At 54.7% G+C, this 16005-nt stretch carries 15 protein-coding genes, 2 tRNA genes and 1 other RNA gene; 11 read left to right on the top strand and 7 right to left on the bottom strand.

The features are described from left to right. Positions 1 to 11 precede the first annotated feature (11 nt). From ACJ8M3_RS08535 to ACJ8M3_RS08520, 4 genes are all read right to left on the bottom strand, one after another. Positions 12 to 698 carry an FRG domain-containing protein gene (locus ACJ8M3_RS08535; protein ID WP_089196927.1) on the bottom strand — a complete coding sequence of 229 codons (687 nt, stop codon included), beginning with the start codon at positions 696 to 698 and terminating at the stop codon, positions 12 to 14. Positions 699 to 917: 219 nt separating this feature from the next. Then, a non-coding RNA gene (locus tag ACJ8M3_RS08530) (RtT sRNA) lies at positions 918 to 1037 on the bottom strand. Between the two features lie 46 nt (positions 1038 to 1083). After that, positions 1084 to 1173: transfer RNA gene (locus tag ACJ8M3_RS08525), tRNA-Ser, on the bottom strand. Between the two features lie 309 nt (positions 1174 to 1482). Next, complete coding sequence (locus ACJ8M3_RS08520) at positions 1483 to 3471, bottom strand: ATP-binding protein (RefSeq protein ID WP_089196928.1); 1989 nt, start codon at positions 3469 to 3471, stop codon at positions 1483 to 1485. Between the two features lie 460 nt (positions 3472 to 3931). On the opposite strand from ACJ8M3_RS08520, the gene ACJ8M3_RS08515 reads away from it, so the two are divergent. Genes ACJ8M3_RS08515 through ACJ8M3_RS08505 form a run of 3 tightly spaced genes read left to right on the top strand, consistent with a single transcriptional unit; the run spans position 3932 to position 5032 of the window. Beyond that, positions 3932 to 4216: a transposase gene (locus tag ACJ8M3_RS08515; protein ID WP_332108442.1), complete on the top strand. Its 285-nt coding sequence runs from the start codon at positions 3932 to 3934 to the stop codon at positions 4214 to 4216. Between the two features lie 31 nt (positions 4217 to 4247). Further along, a complete protein-coding gene (locus ACJ8M3_RS08510; protein WP_332108443.1) occupies positions 4248 to 4712 on the top strand; it encodes an IS3 family transposase in 465 nt (154 codons plus the stop codon). 8 nt (positions 4713 to 4720) lie between these two features. Further along, entirely contained in the window at positions 4721 to 5032 is a 312-nt protein-coding gene (locus ACJ8M3_RS08505) for an integrase core domain-containing protein (RefSeq protein WP_332108444.1), read from the top strand. 126 nt (positions 5033 to 5158) lie between these two features. Here ACJ8M3_RS08505 and ACJ8M3_RS08500 read toward each other — a convergent pair. Then, positions 5159 to 5248 (bottom strand) — tRNA-Ser (locus ACJ8M3_RS08500). A 447-nt stretch (positions 5249 to 5695) separates the two neighbouring features. Between ACJ8M3_RS08500 and ACJ8M3_RS08495 the strand changes: the two genes are divergently transcribed. The 6 genes from ACJ8M3_RS08495 to ACJ8M3_RS08470 all read left to right on the top strand — a co-directional run bounded on the left by ACJ8M3_RS08495 (position 5696) and on the right by ACJ8M3_RS08470 (position 12585). Further along, on the top strand, positions 5696 to 7162 hold the full coding sequence (locus ACJ8M3_RS08495) for a peptide MFS transporter (protein WP_046686867.1): 1467 nt from the start codon (positions 5696 to 5698) through the stop codon (positions 7160 to 7162). A gap of 127 nt (positions 7163 to 7289) precedes the next feature. Beyond that, positions 7290 to 8231: a glyoxylate/hydroxypyruvate reductase GhrA gene (gene ghrA / locus ACJ8M3_RS08490; protein ID WP_033642708.1), complete on the top strand. Its 942-nt coding sequence runs from the start codon at positions 7290 to 7292 to the stop codon at positions 8229 to 8231. A gap of 90 nt (positions 8232 to 8321) precedes the next feature. Further along, entirely contained in the window at positions 8322 to 9059 is a 738-nt protein-coding gene (locus tag ACJ8M3_RS08485) for a phosphatase (protein ID WP_033642709.1), read from the top strand. Positions 9060 to 9101: 42 nt separating this feature from the next. After that, on the top strand, positions 9102 to 9680 hold the full coding sequence (locus ACJ8M3_RS08480) for a TorD/DmsD family molecular chaperone (protein WP_033642710.1): 579 nt from the start codon (positions 9102 to 9104) through the stop codon (positions 9678 to 9680). A 149-nt stretch (positions 9681 to 9829) separates the two neighbouring features. Continuing rightward, positions 9830 to 10483, top strand: coding sequence for a tellurite resistance TerB family protein (locus ACJ8M3_RS08475; RefSeq protein WP_033642711.1), 654 nt, complete (start codon positions 9830 to 9832; stop codon positions 10481 to 10483). Positions 10484 to 10551: 68 nt separating this feature from the next. Further along, complete coding sequence (locus tag ACJ8M3_RS08470; protein ID WP_089191551.1) at positions 10552 to 12585, top strand: S9 family peptidase; 2034 nt, start codon at positions 10552 to 10554, stop codon at positions 12583 to 12585. A gap of 35 nt (positions 12586 to 12620) precedes the next feature. Here the strand turns inward: ACJ8M3_RS08470 and exoX are convergent, their stop codons facing one another. Together exoX and ACJ8M3_RS08460 are read right to left on the bottom strand one after the other, a co-directional pair. After that, the gene (exoX, locus tag ACJ8M3_RS08465) at positions 12621 to 13289 is read right to left on the bottom strand and encodes an exodeoxyribonuclease X (protein WP_033644251.1); all 669 of its coding nucleotides are present in this window, start codon (positions 13287 to 13289) and stop codon (positions 12621 to 12623) included. Between the two features lie 26 nt (positions 13290 to 13315). Next, positions 13316 to 14062: a carbon-nitrogen hydrolase family protein gene (locus ACJ8M3_RS08460; RefSeq protein WP_033642713.1), complete on the bottom strand. Its 747-nt coding sequence runs from the start codon at positions 14060 to 14062 to the stop codon at positions 13316 to 13318. A gap of 369 nt (positions 14063 to 14431) precedes the next feature. Between ACJ8M3_RS08460 and dksA the strand changes: the two genes are divergently transcribed. Both dksA and pip read left to right on the top strand, forming a co-directional pair. Continuing rightward, on the top strand, positions 14432 to 14857 hold the full coding sequence (gene dksA, locus ACJ8M3_RS08455) for an RNA polymerase-binding protein DksA (RefSeq protein WP_033652008.1): 426 nt from the start codon (positions 14432 to 14434) through the stop codon (positions 14855 to 14857). Positions 14858 to 15034: 177 nt separating this feature from the next. Next, a complete protein-coding gene (gene pip / locus ACJ8M3_RS08450) occupies positions 15035 to 15988 on the top strand; it encodes a prolyl aminopeptidase (RefSeq protein WP_033644252.1) in 954 nt (317 codons plus the stop codon). The last annotated feature ends 17 nt before the right edge of the window (positions 15989 to 16005 follow it).

Genomic DNA, 16005 nt, shown 5'->3' with positions numbered 1-16005 from the left:
AAGTTTTGATATTAGTTTGTCTCGTTTTTCCAGTTTATATATTTACAGAGCCCTTCCAAATCAGGGAATAAGGTTCGGCTACTGACACCATGTCTGTCTAGAGATTTTAATAGTTTTTCCCTGGTATCTTCTGGGATTTTTATTTCTTGAACTGACTCTGATATTTCATTGTTTTTTTCCAGGGGAACGAACTTCTTAGAGGATTTTGAGTACTTATGTGCAGTAAACCAACCATGCTGCGCGATAATTCTAGGGTTATTTAACTTTGGCCTTATAACCTGTGTTCTTCCTGTGTCAAATGGTCCTTTTTGCGGCTCTTTCAGATATCGATTTGCATCCAGTGCATAAACATAAACATCCCCTTTTTTCCAATCATTACATGCAAAGAATAAGGCTGCAAGTGGATTGCTAGTCCAATCTAATAACCGAGTCTTCATGCCGAAGTGTTGTGCTATTACTAAGAGATCCCAATCATCAAGATCATTTTTAGGTAGAATCGATGCGCCCATTCGCTTTAACTCTTTTATTAATTCTTGCTCAGCACTTGTTGAGTCGGTTTTTGGATTTTTTCGCGCTATACTTGGCAGTAAATTACCTTTTTCTGCTTGCCCCCTGAATAGCATCAGCTCCGAGTCATTGCCAAGTCTCTCCACTATATCGACAAATTCAGAAAAATTTTTTGCTGTTTGTGATTTCATTTCTAACCTATTTTTATTTTTTGTTGAGTTGATAATGCATATATTTATCTAATCATCTAAGTAGAAAGATGCTAATGGGGATAAATATATCTCTACATTTACTCTAAGTAAATACGTTTGACGTGATTGCCGAGACGTTCTCAAGAAAATAGAGTTTAATTTAAGTGGTTTTTAAATTAAACCCATCAGGAAAGTGATGGTAGGCTTCTTCGTAGAATATGGCGGTGAGGGAGGGATTGATTCGCTACGCTCACCCTGCGGGCCGCCGTTGGCGGTCCAAAACGCGGGCGTTTTGTCGAACCCTGTCGAGGATTCTCACCCTCCCGGTTGATGCGCTATGCAAACAAAAAAGCCTGAACGCGAGTTCAGGCTTCTTCGTAGAATATGGCGGTGAGGGAGGGATTCGAACCCTCGATACACTTTCGCGTATACACACTTTCCAGGCGTGCTCCTTCAGCCACTCGGACACCTCACCATATTTTTTTGTTGCGAAATCATCGCTGCAACGGGGCGCTACTATAGGGAGTGGGGCCGATCCGGTCAAGAATAATTTCTGTGTTTTTGCTTGTCCGCTCAAGCTGTGCGCACTTTGCTGAAAACTGCGGCGAACCACACGTCGAAGATCATCAAAGATGATAGTAAGATAGAGTCATGTCTTATGGGGAATCGGTGAGAATGAGTATCTTGTGGCTACGAGAAAGAGGAGCGATCTTCCAGCATTGCCATTGCTGATCATTAGAGAGCGCAGCTACAACGGCATTAGCTGCGTTCTCTAGATGTATCTTTACATATCTACACTATATTTACTTAGCTGTTGTGCAACTGCATCATCTTTATCAGATAAATATTTTAATAACTCTTCAAGCACGCATACTTCGAAAACAGGTCTCTCTCTTCCTGGCATAAATGCCTGATGGGTACTGGCGTAATATTCTCGAACATTACCTTCATATTCTGGTAGGATAGGTCTTAGTGATAGTTGTTCTCTGTATTTCCCACTTGCTGTCCAACAAACGACAAAATCTACGTGGTCATAAAACTTTATCTCTTTATCAAAATCATCAAGAATTGAATCGAAATCAAATTTATACTCGAGAACTTTCGGTTCAGACTGATATGGAAGAGGCAAGTCATTGCGTACACCTAGAGGTTGTTTTTCAACCTCAAAGAGGTAGGACTCATCTTGATAATTGTATTCTATTAATGCGTCATATTTATCATGGTGAGTGGTTGAGTAAAAGTGTAAGCCACGAATTAATCCAGCACCCACCATTTGATTATAGATTGCAACGACATCTTGCTCTTCTCTTGGTATTGATAGGTATGATAAATTGCTATTTATTGATTCAAATCCGGATGGGTTAGAGTCTCTCCATATCTCCTGGTTTTTTTTCCAATCGTGTAAGGCTCGATTAGGTAGAAGAGTTGGTGCTGAACCTGTATCTTGCCTTACATACTCACGAAACTTCAGTAAGTGATTTGTTAGCTTCTCTGATATTTTCTCTGCTAAGCTCTTGATCTCAGGTTGAAATACTTTTCTTCCCAAGTCGGGATTGCCTTGAGTTAAATGTATGATTACAAAAGTATTCCTCTGATATCCTATATAGCGTTTTAATGGGATTATCAATAATTCTCCTTGAGGCATTGAATCTGATGCTATGAGAAGCCCTCCTCTAAGTATTTCTGTGCCTGCTCGTAACCCTAGAGACTCATTAAATTTCAAAAATGTTTTTCTTGAGTCTAAATGAGCAGCATATGCACACATTTTATGCATTCTAATGAGGGATTCTTCATCGGTGTCGAAATCAATAGATAGACTAGTGTCAGAGCTTAACAATGAATTTGTGTCCCAAACGTCATATATACACTCTAAGTTTTTATATGCTGGTGGCATTTTTTCTTTAATGTTCTTATGATCGCCGCCAATTCTATTGATCAAATGATTTATGTCGGATAGGCTTTGAACTTTGATGTTCTGAATTTCATGTGGATAGAAGAACTCACAGTTTGACTGTTTAACTTCCGTTATCGATCCTGAGTAATCTATAACACGGAGCTGAACTTCTGGTTTAAATGCTTCAGATTCTAAATAAACCCCACCTAGTGGCGATACAACTCTTAATATATCAAACCATTGAGCTGCACTTGAAGCCCCGTGCCAATCAAGTTTTTTTGGTTTTTCTCCGCCCTTGCCACTTAGTCTAATTTCAATGCATGTCCCAGAATTTTCGTTTTCAAGCTCATCTACTAAAAAATTCTCAACTTGGAATTTTGGCCTCTCCATTTTTCCAGAGTGATCTTCAACCCATAAACGCCCCCCTCGTAGGACGATCGAATTTTTAATGTCTCCCTTTTTGCTTTGAAGAGATAAGTAATTGAAGCCATAGGCAAGGAAGGTTGCACCTACCCCTTTATTACCCCTTAAATTTTGTCCTTTTTTAAAACTCACATTTGGAGTTAGACAATAACAGAACTGCTGTTTGTCCATCCCAGTTCCATTGTCAATGATACGGACGTAGCCATCTTTTATAGATATCTCTATCCAAATTTTTGGTGAGTAATTGCCATCACTATTTCTAAAAAGATTTTGAGTTGAATCCAGGGCATTTTGGATTGGTTCTGATAAAATGTCAAAAAATCCGGTGTAACTCTTAAGTATATTTGAAACGGTTCCCTTTGCTGCTTCACTCAAGACATTACTCATCCTGTCTGTATCATCTTGCTTAACTGTGAGAAGAGATAAAGGATCGAGTCCACTTAAATTAATGTCCATTTCTACCTCGCAAATTTAATTTATAGCCTGTAAAGTGTAATCATCAATTTTTATTGATTTTTCACTAATGTTAATGATACCATGATGTTAACCTCATTAAAATAGATTGGATCAAGTTTAGTGAGTGTTTATTTAATATGCCTTATTTTTTTATTAATGGGTTGTATTGATATTTTTTACATGGAAATTTATGAGGTGTGCGCAGTTTCTATTTCTTATTAAGGAGTGGGGCTTTATTTATACTGGGTGAATGGTGATGATAGCTATAAGTTATATACCCGATGATAGCAAGCTAGTTGCTCATGAAATATAATTTTCATTTGACCCCCCCCTTATTTAAGAAAAATAAATGTTATTGAGCTCTGTCGAAGGGGGACTCTCTGTAAGCATCCCTGCAAAACGGCACATTCACTTTTAGAGATCTTCCGACATACTGATTATGCCTCCTGAGGAGAGCGCTATGCGTAAGATCCGATTCACTAAACACCAGATCATCGCCGTATTGAAGTCCGTTGAAGCCGGACGTACCGTCAAGGATGTGTGCCGTGAAGCCGTCATTTCGGAAGCCAGCTATTACAACTGGAAGGCAAAGTATGGCGGAATGGAAGTGGCGATATTAAAAAAATCAAAGATCTGGAAGATGAGAATCGGAGGCTTAAACAGATGTTTGCTGATCTCAGCCTTGAGTCCCGCGCGCTTAAAGACGTCATCGAAAAAAAGCTTTAAAGCCAGCGATAAAGCGTGAACTCGTCAGCTATCTGACGGCGCAATTTGCCATGAGTTTACGTCAGGCCTGCAGGACATTATCGCTGAGCAGGGCGGTCTATTTTTATCAGCCCGATACCCGGCGTGATGAACCGGTGATTTGTGCGCTAATTGAACTGGCAGAACGCTATCCGCGCTACGGTTTTAAGAAGCTGTTCCAGCTACTGAGTAGGCAGGGCAATACCTGGAACCACAAACGCGTTCACCGGATTTACTGCCTGCTGAAACTGAATTTTCGTCGTAAGGTAAAACAGCGGCTGCCAGTGCGTAATCCAGCACCACTGGCGACACCACAAGCGTTAAACGAGAGCTGGTCCATTGATTTTATGCACAACGCGCTGGTCTGCGGTAGACGTTTCCGGACCTTCAATGTGGTGGAGGATTTTAACCGTGAAGCGCTGGCGATAGAAATTGACCTGAATATCCCGGCTCAGAGAGTCGTCCGGGTACTGGACAGGATCGTGGCAAACCGCTGAAAATGCGGATGGACAACGGGCCAGAACTGGTCTCACTGGTGCTGGCACTATGGGCCGAAGAACATGGTGTGCAGCTCGAATTTATAAAGCCGGGTAAGCCTACACAAAATGCGTTTATCGAACGATCCAACCGGACATACCGGACAGAAATCCTGGATTTTTACCTGTTCAGAACACTGAATGAAGCACGGGAAATTACCGAGCGCTGGCTGATGGAATATAACAACGAGCGGCCTCATGAATCCCTGAACAACCTGACGCCGGAAGAGTACCGGCTGATGGCTGAAAAAGCGGAACTCTCAAAAAGTGCGTGGAACTGAAGCCGGGATGCTTACACGGTCCAAAACGCGGGCGTTTTGTCGAACCCTGTCGAGGCTTCTCACCCCTCTCGGCGGTGCGCCATGCAAAAAAAGCCTGGACGCGAATCCAGGCTTTCTCTTTAAATTTGGCGGTGAGAGAGGGGTTCGAACCCTCGATACACTTTCGCGTATACACACTTTCCAGGCGTGCTCCTTCAGCCACTCAGACACCTCACCGTTTTATTGCCGATAACGCTTTGCGCTGTCGACGGGCGCTAATGTAGGAGAATCTGATCCCAGCGTCAACCCTCTTATTTCATTCTCATGACTGTTTAGCCAAACTTGCAGCAATTTGCTGATTTACCGAACGATATTCTCACTCGTGGCCACACGTGGGCAGGGTAGACCGCAGTCGGAATCCATAAAAGACGATTGTTTGACCTTTTTCTGTACAGGTAGCTCAATATATCGCCACTGACGTTAGGTTGTCTGCTGTTATATGCATTAATACTGGATTATTAGTCAGATGTGTCGCTAAATGGAATCATGTCGGCGCGGCGTTTTTGGCAAGGAACATCACGTCGCCGCGCAGATTGCCGAGTGACAGGCCGGCGATACCGCAGACAGGGACAGACTCATTACATAATAATGCAGTAGAGGTTCGTTTTGACTCCTTCAGATGCCATACCGGCGCCGCAAGCGCGCCATGCCATTCCCCCCGGCGCGGGGGCGCTGTTCTTCATCCAGATCTTCGCCACGCTGGGTTTCGCCGTGCTCTATTCCACGCTGGTGCTGTACGCCACCAAGCGATTGGGTTTCAACGAAAGCAGCGCCAATGCCATGATGGGCGTGTTCGGCGCCTTCAACTATGGCCTGCACATGTTCGGCGGCTATCTCGGCGGCCGTTTCCTCAGCAACCGCAACCTGTTCGTGCTCGGTATGGTGCTGCAGGTGTTCGGCTGCGCGCTGATTGCCGTCGCGGGCGTGTGGGGGTTGTACTGGGGGCTGGCGATGTTCCTGACCGGCAGCGGTCTCAACGTGACCTGCATCAATATGATGCTCACCCAGCGTTTCAAACCGGACGATGATCGGCGCGAATCGGCGTTCCTGTGGAATTACGCCGGCATGAACCTCGGGTTCTTCGTTGGCTTTACCGTGGCCGGGTATTTCCAACTGACGGAAAATTATCGCGCGCTGTTCCTGTTCGCCACGCTGGGCAACGCGGCGGCGATCATCGTCGCCGTCTGTCGCTGGCGCATTCTGGCCGATCTCAATACGCCGCTCCACGACGCCAGCCGCAGCCAATACCGCTGGCGCATGCTGGTCGGGTTGGCGGTGCTGGTGGCGCTGGTGCCGATTATCCGCGTGATGCTGACCCATGCCGAGTTCAGCGGCCATTTCGTGATCGTGCTCGGCGCGCTGATCTTCCTGATGCTGTGCGTCGTGACGCTGCGCCACCATCCGCGCGATGAGCGCCGCAGAATGGCGGCCTATCTGATCCTGGCGCTGGGGTCGCTGGTGTTCTGGGCGCTGTATCAGCTGGCGCCGATGGGGCTGATGCTATTCTCCGAGCACAACATCAATCTGAACGTTTACGGCATTCAGGTGGCGCCGCAGTGGATCCAGAACATCAACACGCTGGTGATCGTGGTGGGCGGCCCGCTGCTGGCCTGGTGGTTCAACCGCCTGCGCGCTCGCGGCTGCAACATCGACATTCCGCTGCAGTTCTCCGGATCGCTGTTTTGCATCGGGCTCGGCATGCTGGTATTGCCGCTGGGCATCAGCATGGCGGGCGGCGACGGGCTGGTGGCGTTTAAATGGATCGTCATCAGCTATGTGCTGCAAAGCGTCGGTGAATTGATGATCTCGCCGATCGGTTACGCGATGATCGGCAAGCTGGCGCCGCCGCGCTATCAGGGCGTGATGATGGGCTGCTGGATGATGGTGACCGGCGTCGCTTCGGTGTTGGCGGGCTACGTATCCGGCCTGATGCCGGAAAATAGCGGCAGCACGCCGCTGCAAACCAATCCCGGCTACAGCGAAATCTTCAGCGCGCTGGGTTGGGGGGCGACGGGCGTCGGCGTGGCGATGCTGATTTTAATTCCGCTGTTGCGGCGTCTTATCCGGCGCGACGGCGCGTCTGCCGCCTGATTTTGCGCACATGCACAACAGCCCCACTGGTCGGGGCTGTTTTTATTTTGGGCTTTAACGCTTGCATCCGGCGATGAATCGCGGAAGGCTGAAGGAAAACCAATAAAAACAAACGGGAGCCCGCAGTATGAACATCATCTATTACCATCCCTTATTTAACGCCCAGGAATGGCTGACCGGCATCAAGCAACGCCTGCCGCAGGCCGAGATCCGCGAATGGCAGCGCGGCGACGAGCGGCCGGCGGATTACGCGCTGGTATGGCGCCCGCCGCACGAGATGTTAGCCAACCGCCGCGATCTGAAAGCGGTGTTCGCCCTCGGCGCCGGCGTCGACGCCATTCTCGATCAGGAGCGCAAACACCCCGGCACGCTGCCCGCCGGCGTGCCGCTGCTGCGGCTGGAGGATACCGGCATGGCGCAGCAGATGCAGGAATATGCGTTGAGCTATGTGCTGCGCTATTTCCGCCGTTTCGACGAGTATCAGGCGTTGCAGCAGCGGCAGGAATGGCAGCCGCTCGATCCGCACTCGCTGGATGATTTCCCCATCGGCATCCTCGGCGCCGGCGTGCTGGGGCAGAGCGTGGCGCGTAAGCTGACCGAGTTTGGCTTTAGCGTGCGCTGCTGGAGCCGCAGCGCCAAACAGATTGACGGCGTGCAAAGCTTCGCCGGGGAGGATCAGCGCGCGGCCTTCCTCGACGGCGTCAAACTGCTGATCAACCTGCTGCCCAATACGCCGGAGACCGTTGGCATCCTCAACCGCGAGCTGTTCGCACAGTTGAGCGCGGGCGCCTACCTCATCAACATCGCGCGCGGCGCGCACCTGGTGGAAGCCGATCTGCTGGCGGCGTTGGAACAGGGGCAACTGGCCGCCGCCACGCTGGACGTGTTCGCCCGCGAGCCGCTGCCGCAGGATCACCCGTTCTGGCGTCATCCGCGTGTCACCATTACCCCGCATATTGCTGCCATCACGTTGCCGCAGCAGGCGATGGATCAGATCGCCGCCAACATTCGCGCGCTGGAGGCGGGGCATACCCCTGCCGGCGTGGTCGACAGGCAACGGGGGTACTGATCCTTCAGCCGCCGTTCGGTAACTGATAAGCTGACACCGTCATCGCGCCCGCCCGCACCGCTGCGGGCAGGCCCTCTGGAAGGAGAAACAATGTATCCCGTTGATTTGCATATGCACACCGTCGCCAGCACGCACGCTTACAGCACGCTGCACGATTACATCGCCGAAGCCCGGCAAAAGGGCATCCAGCTGTTCGCCATCACCGATCACGGCCCGGACATGGCCGATGCGCCGCACTACTGGCACTTTATGAACATGCACGTTTGGCCGCGCCGGGTGAACGGCGTGGGCATTTTGCGCGGTATCGAAGCCAACATCAAAAACCTGCAGGGCGATATCGACTGCACCGGCCCGATGCTGACGGCCACCGACGTGATCATCGCCGGTTTCCATGAGCCGGTGTTTGCGCCGCAGGATAAAGCGTCCAATACTGAAGCGATGATCGCCGCGATGGCGCAGGGGGACGTGCATATCATCAGCCACCCCGGCAACCCGCGTTATCCGATCGACATTCCCGCCGTCGCGGCGGCGGCGGCCAAATACGAGGTGGCGCTGGAGCTGAATAACTCGTCGTTCACCCACTCCCGCAAGGGCAGCGAGGCCAACTGTCGGGCGATCGCCGCCGCGGTGCGCGACGCCGGCGGCTGGCTGGCGCTGGGTTCGGATTCGCACGTCGCCTTTTCGCTGGGTAACTTTGAGCACTGCGAGCGCATTATCGAAGAGGTGGGCTTCCCGCAGGAGCGCATTCTCAACGTCAGCCCGCGCCGGCTGCTGGATTTTCTCGAGCGGCGCGGCAAGCCGGCGATTGCGGAATTGGCCGATTTGTGACATCGTCCCGGCAAAATTTTCCGTATTGAATAAGGCTTTATCATGAATGAGTTTTCGATTGTCTGCCGCGTGCTGGGTACGCTGTTCTACCGCCAGCCGCAGGATCCGCTGTTGGTGCCGCTGTTCGCGCTGATTAAAGAGGGCAAGCTGCAGCAGCACTGGCCGCTGGAGCAGGATGACCTGCTCAAGCGCCTGCAGCAGGGCGGCGACGTCAACCAACTGGCGACCGACTTCAATGCGATGTTCGTCGGCAGCGAATGCAGCGTGCCGCCGTTCCGCTCCGACTATGTCGAAGGCGCAAGCGAGGCTGAAGTGCGCGCCTTCCTGCAGCAGCGCGGCATGCCGCTGGCTGAGGCGCCGGCCGACCATTTCGGCCAGCTGCTGCTGGCGGCGTCCTGGCTGGAAGATCAGTCGCAGGAAGATGAAGCGCAGGCGCAGATCGCGCTGTTCGACGAGTTCCTGCTGCCGTGGTGCGGCCGCTTCCTCGGCAAAGTGGAAGCGCACGCCACCACCGGTTTCTACCGCACGCTGGCGCTGATGACCCGCGATGCCCTCCAGGCGATGCGCGACGAGCTGGCCGAGTACGAGCAGGACGACGAAGCGGGCGACGAAGACGCGTAACGCCGCAGCCATCCAGGCGGGCCGCCCGGCCCGCTAAACACAGGTTTGCATCCCCCAGACGTAAATTGACAAAAGATCCCCTAATCTGGCGGTTTACCGTCGGTTCGGCCGCGCCTGCGCGCCGCGTTTTCTCACGCAAGGGGTAGATGATGAAAAGTAACTGGATGCAGCAGATTCAAACGTTGATCGGGCAGAAGGCTGGCGCGATGGGCGGGGCAGAAGGCATCGGCAAGCTGCTGGCGCCCACCGCGCTGGGCGGCCTGGTCGGCGTGCTGTTGGCCAACAAATCTTCGCGCAAGCTGGTGGGTAAGTTCGGCAAGAATGCGCTGATTATCGGCGGCAGCGCGGCGGTGGGCGCGGTGCTATGGAACAAGTACAAGCAGCGGGTGAAAGAGACCCATCAGGACGAACCGCAGTTCGGTTTGCAAACCACGCCGGTGGATCTGCGCGCCAAGCGTTTAGTGCAGGCGCTGGTGTTCGCCGCCAAAAGCGACGGCCATATCGATGCCGACGAGCAGCGCGCCATCGATCACAGCCTGGCGCAGCTGCAGGTGGGGGAAGAGGCGCAGGGCTGGGTGCAGGAAGCGCTCGACCAGCCGCTCAACCCGGCGTTAATCGCCCGCAGCGTGCAAAACGAAGACGAGGCGCTGGAGGTTTATTACCTGAGTTGCCTGGTAATCGACGTCGATCACTTTATGGAGCGCGGCTATCTTGATGCGCTGGCGCAGGCGCTGAAGATCCCGGCGGACGTCAAACAGGGCATCGAGAGCGACGTCAACGAGAAAAAGCGCGAGCTGGCATAGCGCCGCTTGGCAAGCCGGGGGGAATCGTGTCACTCTTGCCGCAATCTATGTAAGCGGATGATTTAGCAATGATGACCCCACCGAAAGCGGAAAAACGGCCTTATCCCATCACTATCCACGGCGATACGCGCGTGGATGACTACTACTGGCTGCGCGACGATGAGCGCGCAGATCGTCAGGTGCTGGACTACCTGCAGGCGGAGAATGCCTACACCGATGCGATGTTGAAGCCGCAGCAGGCGCTGCGCGAAGCCCTGTACGAAGAGATGGTGGCGCGCATCCCGCAGCAGGAACATTCGGTGCCTTACGTGCGCCACGGCTATCGCTATCAGACGCGCTACGAGCCGGGCAACGAATACGCGATTTATGTGCGCCAGCCGCAGGCCGAGAGCGAGCAGTGGGATGTGCTTATCGACGGCAACCAACGCGCCGAGAACCACGAGTTTTACACCCTGGGCGGGCTGGACGTCAGCCCCGACAACCAGCGTCTGGGGGTGGCGGAGGATTTCCTGTCGCGCCGCCAGTATGACATTCGTTTCAAGAACCTGGCCGACGGCAGCTGGGCCGACGAAGTGCTGGAAAACACCTCCGGCAGCTTCGAGTGGGCCAACGATTCCTCGACGGTGTACTACGTGCGCAAGCACGCCAAGACGCTGTTGCCGTATCAGGTTTATCGCCACGTGGTGGGCAGCGATCCGCAGCAGGACGAGCTGATTTACGAAGAGCAGGACGATACCTTCTACGTCGGGCTGGAGAAGACCACCTCCGAGCGCTTTATTCTGATCCACCTGAGCAGCACCACCACCTCGGAGATCCTGTTGCTGGATGCCGATCGTGCGGACGCCAAACCGCAGCTGTTCGTGCCGCGCCGCAAGGATCACGAGTACGCCATCGATCACTATCACCAGCATTTCTATATCCGCTCCAATAAGGACGGCAAGAACTTCGGCCTGTACCAAAGCGAGCAGGCGGACGAAGCGCAGTGGCAGACGCTGATCGCCCCGCGCGCCGACGTGATGCTGGAGGGCTTCAGCCTGTTCCGCGATTGGCTGGTGGTGGAAGAGCGCAATGCCGGCCTGACGCTGCTGCGCCAAATCCACTGGCAAAGCGGCGAAGAGAAGCGCATCGCCTTCGACGATCCGACTTACACCACCTGGCTGGCGTATAACCCGGATCCGGAAACCGCGCTGCTGCGCTACGGCTATTCGTCGATGACCACCCCGACCACGCTGTACGAGCTGAACATGGACAGCGGCGAGCGGACGATGCTCAAACAGCAGGAAGTGAAGAATTTCACGCCGGAAAACTACCGCAGCGAGCGGGTGTGGGTGAAGGCGCGCGACGGCGTCGAGGTGCCGGTTTCGCTGGTGTATCGCCAGGACAGCTTCCAGCGCGGCGCCAACCCGCTGATGGTGTATGGCTACGGCTCTTACGGCAGCAGCATGGATCCAGCGTTCAGCGCCAGCCGCCTGAGCCTGCTGGATCGCGGTGTCGTGTTCGCGTTGGCGCACATTCGCGGCGGCGGCGAGCTGGGGCAGCTGTGGTATGAAGACGGCAAGTTGTTCAACAAGCAGAACACCTTCAACGACTTTATCGACGTGACCGAAACGCTGGTCGCCCAAGGGTACGGCGACGGCAAGCGAGTGTTCGCGATGGGCGGCAGCGCGGGCGGCCTGCTGATGGGCGCGGTGATCAACCAGGCGCCGCAGTTGTTCCACGGCGTGGTGGCGCAGGTGCCGTTCGTCGACGTGGTGACCACCATGCTGGATGAGTCCATTCCGCTGACCACCGGCGAATACGACGAGTGGGGCAACCCGAACGAGCAGGCCTATTACGACTACATCAAGCAGTACAGCCCGTACGATCAGGTGAAAGCGCAGGAGTACCCGCATCTGCTGGTGACCACCGGCCTGCACGATTCGCAGGTGCAGTATTGGGAGCCGGCCAAGTGGGTGGCCAAGCTGCGCGAGCTGAAAACCGACGATCGGCAGCTGCTGCTGTATACCGACATGGATGCCGGCCACGGCGGCAAATCCGGCCGCTTCAAGGCCTATGAGGATATTGCGTTGGAGTACGCCTTCATTCTGGCGCTGGCGGAATAACGGCGTGCGGCGGGCGGCCTGAGCCGCCCGCCGTGTTAGCCAATCAGATAGTATTTCAGCGTGTGTTTCATGTCCGGGCTCAGATCGTCGATGGATTTCAGCATCCAGCGCAGATAGCCGGGGTCTTCCTGGGCGATGCGATCGATCTCCTGCCCGCGATACTTGCCGAACTTGAACTTCTTCAGCAGCACCGGCTGTTCGGTGATCTGCACCATTTGCTCCGGCGTCCAGCCCGAATCCTTGATGATGCGTTGCAGCAGTGCGGCGGTGACGTAGCAGTCATACAGCGCGCGGTGCGGGTACAGCGTGGCGTCTGCCGGCAGCTGCACGTCCAGATTCAGCGCGTAGCGCAGATACTGGTTGCCGTACTTGATGTCCGGATACAGCGTGCGCGCCAGCTTGAGGGTGCAGATCCAGGCGCCGTTCATCTCCGGCAACACCCCGCGATCAAAGGCGGCGTTGTGCGCCACATAGTAGGGGCTGCCCTGATAGCGGCCGATCGCCACCGCAATGCGCGGTTTGCCTTCCACCATCTGTTCGGTGATGTGATGAATCGCCATCGCGTCGAGGCTGATGGGGCGGTCCGGGCTGATCAGGTCGCTCATCGGGTTGGTCAATTGGCCGTCGAGCAGATCGAGGGAGGCCACTTCCACCACGCCGCCGTCCAGCCCGCAGGTCTCGGTATCTATTACGCGTAACGTCATGCTTTCCTCCGCGTTGCCGTCAGGCTTCAGCTTAACCGGCACAGGCGGCCGTGCCAACCGTCGCGGGTCCTGTCGGCGATGACAAGGCCAGGGGCGTCATCCGGCGCGGCAACCAAAAGCGCTCCCGTTTCATCCCAGATGGCGCTGCGGCCTGCCGGGATCCAGCCTCCGGTCGGCGCCGCATGGTTGGCCATCAGCGTGACCATGCCATAACGACGGGCATAGCCTGCCAGCGCAGCGCTGTCTTTCGCGTAACCGGCTTCAGATACCAGCACGCCGGCGGCATAAATCTGCGCACCCGCCAGCGCGGCGGCGCTTGCGTGGCCGGGTTGCGAGGTGTCGGCGCAGATAGCCAGCGCGATGCGTTGCCGATGTATTTCCAGCAGCGTGCCGCCATTACCGGGCAAGAACCGTTGTTGTTCCGCGCCGTGCAGATGTTGCTTGGTATAGGCGGCCACCGCGCCGTTGGGGTGAAAGATCAAGGCGGCGATATGCAGCGCCTGGCCGCTGCGCAAGGGCGCGCCGACGATGATCGTCATCTGATGCGATTGCGCCGCCGCAGCGAGCGGTTGCAGACGCGGATCGTCCAGCGTCAGCGCCAGTTCGGCGGCATCGGCCAGCTCATAGCCGCTTAGCGACAGTTCGGGAAAAACCAGCAGTTGCACCTGCTGTTCGGCTGCCTGCGCGACAAATTCAAGGTGACGTTCAAGGTTGCAGGCGATATTGGCCGCAGCGGCGGGGTATTGGGCTGCGGCGAGGGTAAAGCACGGCATTGGCCATCTCTCCAGTGAGGCAATAAAAAACCCGCCTTGGCGGGTTTAATGACGGATGGAAGGACGTTTACTCACCAGACGGATGCGCTTTTTTAGCGCGTTTCTCCGCACGTTTCTCGGCTGGGGTTTTCAACGGCTTCTTCTTCGCATTTTTTTTGCTATCCATTCCCTTACTCATGATGGCCTCTCGTTACCTATGATTGGGTGGCTTGCTCAGCCATTAACCGCCTAAAGCCGACAGGATGCAAGCGACAAAGTGCAAGTAGCATGTAACTGGCTGTTTGCACGTGAAATTTTGTTTTTGGATGACCGGGTGCTTAAAATAATTATTATGTTATAATATTACACTTTTAGAGTTCGGAGAACGCAATGACAGTGATGACATTACCGGATGCGCAGCAACTGCTGGCCATGCCGGATTCTGATTACATGAACTCGGTTCAACGGGCTTTTTTCCGCCAGCTGCTGCAGGATGAGCGGCAAAAACTGCTGTTGCACATCGATGAGCTGAAGAAGGCGATCGACAGCGGCGAAGCGACGGGCGATGAAGCCGACAAGGCGGCGCGCGAAGAAGAGCTGCGCCTGTTGTTCCGCCAGTTGGATCGCGAAAGCCGCCTGCTGCCGAAAATCGATGCGGCGCTGGCGCGGTTGCAGAACGGCGAATACGGCTACTGCCGGGAAACCGGCGAACCCATCGGCTTGGCACGCCTGATGTTGCGCCCGACGGCGGAACTGAGCATCGAGGCGAAAACCGCACAGGAGATGCGCGAGCCGCATATGCGTAAAGGCGTGTAGGCGTAACAAGGCGTGAACTGATCGGGCCTGTGGGCATTTTGCAGGCGGGTCGTTGCGATTTTGAGCAAACGCGCGCCGAGTTCCCGGCGCGCGTTCGAGTTTTCAGGTTTTACCGTTGACCTGCCGGGCGGCTTCCGCTTTGATGAAAGCATGACTCACAGAGAGACGGAAAGCGCCATGGAACAATTACGAGGTTTGTACCCGCCGTTAGCGGCATACGACAGCGGTTGGCTGGACACTGGGGATGGCCACCGGATCTACTGGGAGCTGAGCGGCAACCCGAACGGTAAACCGGCGGTCTTCATTCATGGCGGGCCGGGCGGCGGCATCTCTGCGCATCATCGCCAGCTGTTCGATCCCGAGCGCTACAAGGTATTGCTGTTCGATCAGCGCGGCTGTGGCCGCTCCCGTCCGCACGCCAGTCTGGACAACAACACCACCTGGCATTTGGTGGCCGATATCGAGCGGCTGCGCGAAATGGCCGGCGTCGAGCAGTGGCTGGTGTTCGGCGGCTCCTGGGGATCTACGTTGGCGCTCGCCTATGCGCAGACCCACCCGGAGCGCGTCAGTGAAATGGTGCTGCGCGGTATCTTTACCCTGCGCAAGCAGGAGCTGCATTGGTATTACCAGGATGGCGCCTCGCGCTTCTTCCCGGACAAGTGGGAGCGCGTGCTGTCCATTCTGTCGGATGACGAGCGCAAAGACGTGATTGCCGCCTATCGGCAGCGGCTGACTTCAGCCGATCCGCAGGTGCAGCTCGAAGCGGCCAAACTGTGGAGCGTGTGGGAAGGGGAAACGGTGACGCTGTTGCCAAGCCGTGAATCCGCTTCGTTCGGCGAGGATGATTTCGCGCTGGCGTTCGCCCGCATTGAAAACCACTACTTCACGCATTTGGGGTTCCTGGAGAGCGATGACCAACTGCTGCGCAACGTGCCGCTGATCCGCCATATCCCGGCGGTGATCGTCCACGGCCGCTATGACATGGCCTGCCAGGTGCAGAACGCCTGGGATCTGGCCAAGGCCTGGCCGGAGGCGGAGCTGCATATCGTGGAAGGGGCGGGGCATTCGTTTGATGAACCGGGCATTTTGCACCAGCTGATGATCGCCACCGACCGATTCGCCGGCAAGTGACACGAAAAACCCGCCGT

Origin of the sequence: Serratia sp. CY55921 (genome assembly GCF_052167655.1) — a bacterium.
Taxonomy (GTDB): domain Bacteria; phylum Pseudomonadota; class Gammaproteobacteria; order Enterobacterales; family Enterobacteriaceae; genus Serratia; species Serratia ureilytica.
This window is presented reverse-complemented; position numbering and strand designations above follow the sequence as displayed.

Excerpts from the sequence above, each read along its gene's own strand:
- ACJ8M3_RS08470 (WP_089191551.1), top strand. The coding sequence starts at position 10,552 with ATGATGACCCCACCGAAAGCGGAAAAACGGCCTTATCCCATCACTATC.
- ACJ8M3_RS08475 (WP_033642711.1), top strand. The coding sequence starts at position 9,830 with ATGAAAAGTAACTGGATGCAGCAGATTCAAACGTTGATCGGGCAGAAG.
- dksA (WP_033652008.1), top strand. The coding sequence starts at position 14,432 with ATGACAGTGATGACATTACCGGATGCGCAGCAACTGCTGGCCATGCCG.
- ACJ8M3_RS08510 (WP_332108443.1), top strand. The coding sequence starts at position 4,248 with ATGAGTTTACGTCAGGCCTGCAGGACATTATCGCTGAGCAGGGCGGTC.
- ACJ8M3_RS08480 (WP_033642710.1), top strand. The coding sequence starts at position 9,102 with ATGAATGAGTTTTCGATTGTCTGCCGCGTGCTGGGTACGCTGTTCTAC.
- pip (WP_033644252.1), top strand. The coding sequence starts at position 15,035 with ATGGAACAATTACGAGGTTTGTACCCGCCGTTAGCGGCATACGACAGC.
- ACJ8M3_RS08535 (WP_089196927.1), bottom strand. The coding sequence starts at position 698 with ATGAAATCACAAACAGCAAAAAATTTTTCTGAATTTGTCGATATAGTG.
- exoX (WP_033644251.1), bottom strand. The coding sequence starts at position 13,289 with ATGACGTTACGCGTAATAGATACCGAGACCTGCGGGCTGGACGGCGGC.
- ACJ8M3_RS08520 (WP_089196928.1), bottom strand. The coding sequence starts at position 3,471 with ATGGACATTAATTTAAGTGGACTCGATCCTTTATCTCTTCTCACAGTT.
- ghrA (WP_033642708.1), top strand. The coding sequence starts at position 7,290 with ATGAACATCATCTATTACCATCCCTTATTTAACGCCCAGGAATGGCTG.
- ACJ8M3_RS08485 (WP_033642709.1), top strand. The coding sequence starts at position 8,322 with ATGTATCCCGTTGATTTGCATATGCACACCGTCGCCAGCACGCACGCT.
- ACJ8M3_RS08460 (WP_033642713.1), bottom strand. The coding sequence starts at position 14,062 with ATGCCGTGCTTTACCCTCGCCGCAGCCCAATACCCCGCCGCTGCGGCC.
- ACJ8M3_RS08515 (WP_332108442.1), top strand. The coding sequence starts at position 3,932 with ATGCGTAAGATCCGATTCACTAAACACCAGATCATCGCCGTATTGAAG.
- ACJ8M3_RS08505 (WP_332108444.1), top strand. The coding sequence starts at position 4,721 with ATGGACAACGGGCCAGAACTGGTCTCACTGGTGCTGGCACTATGGGCC.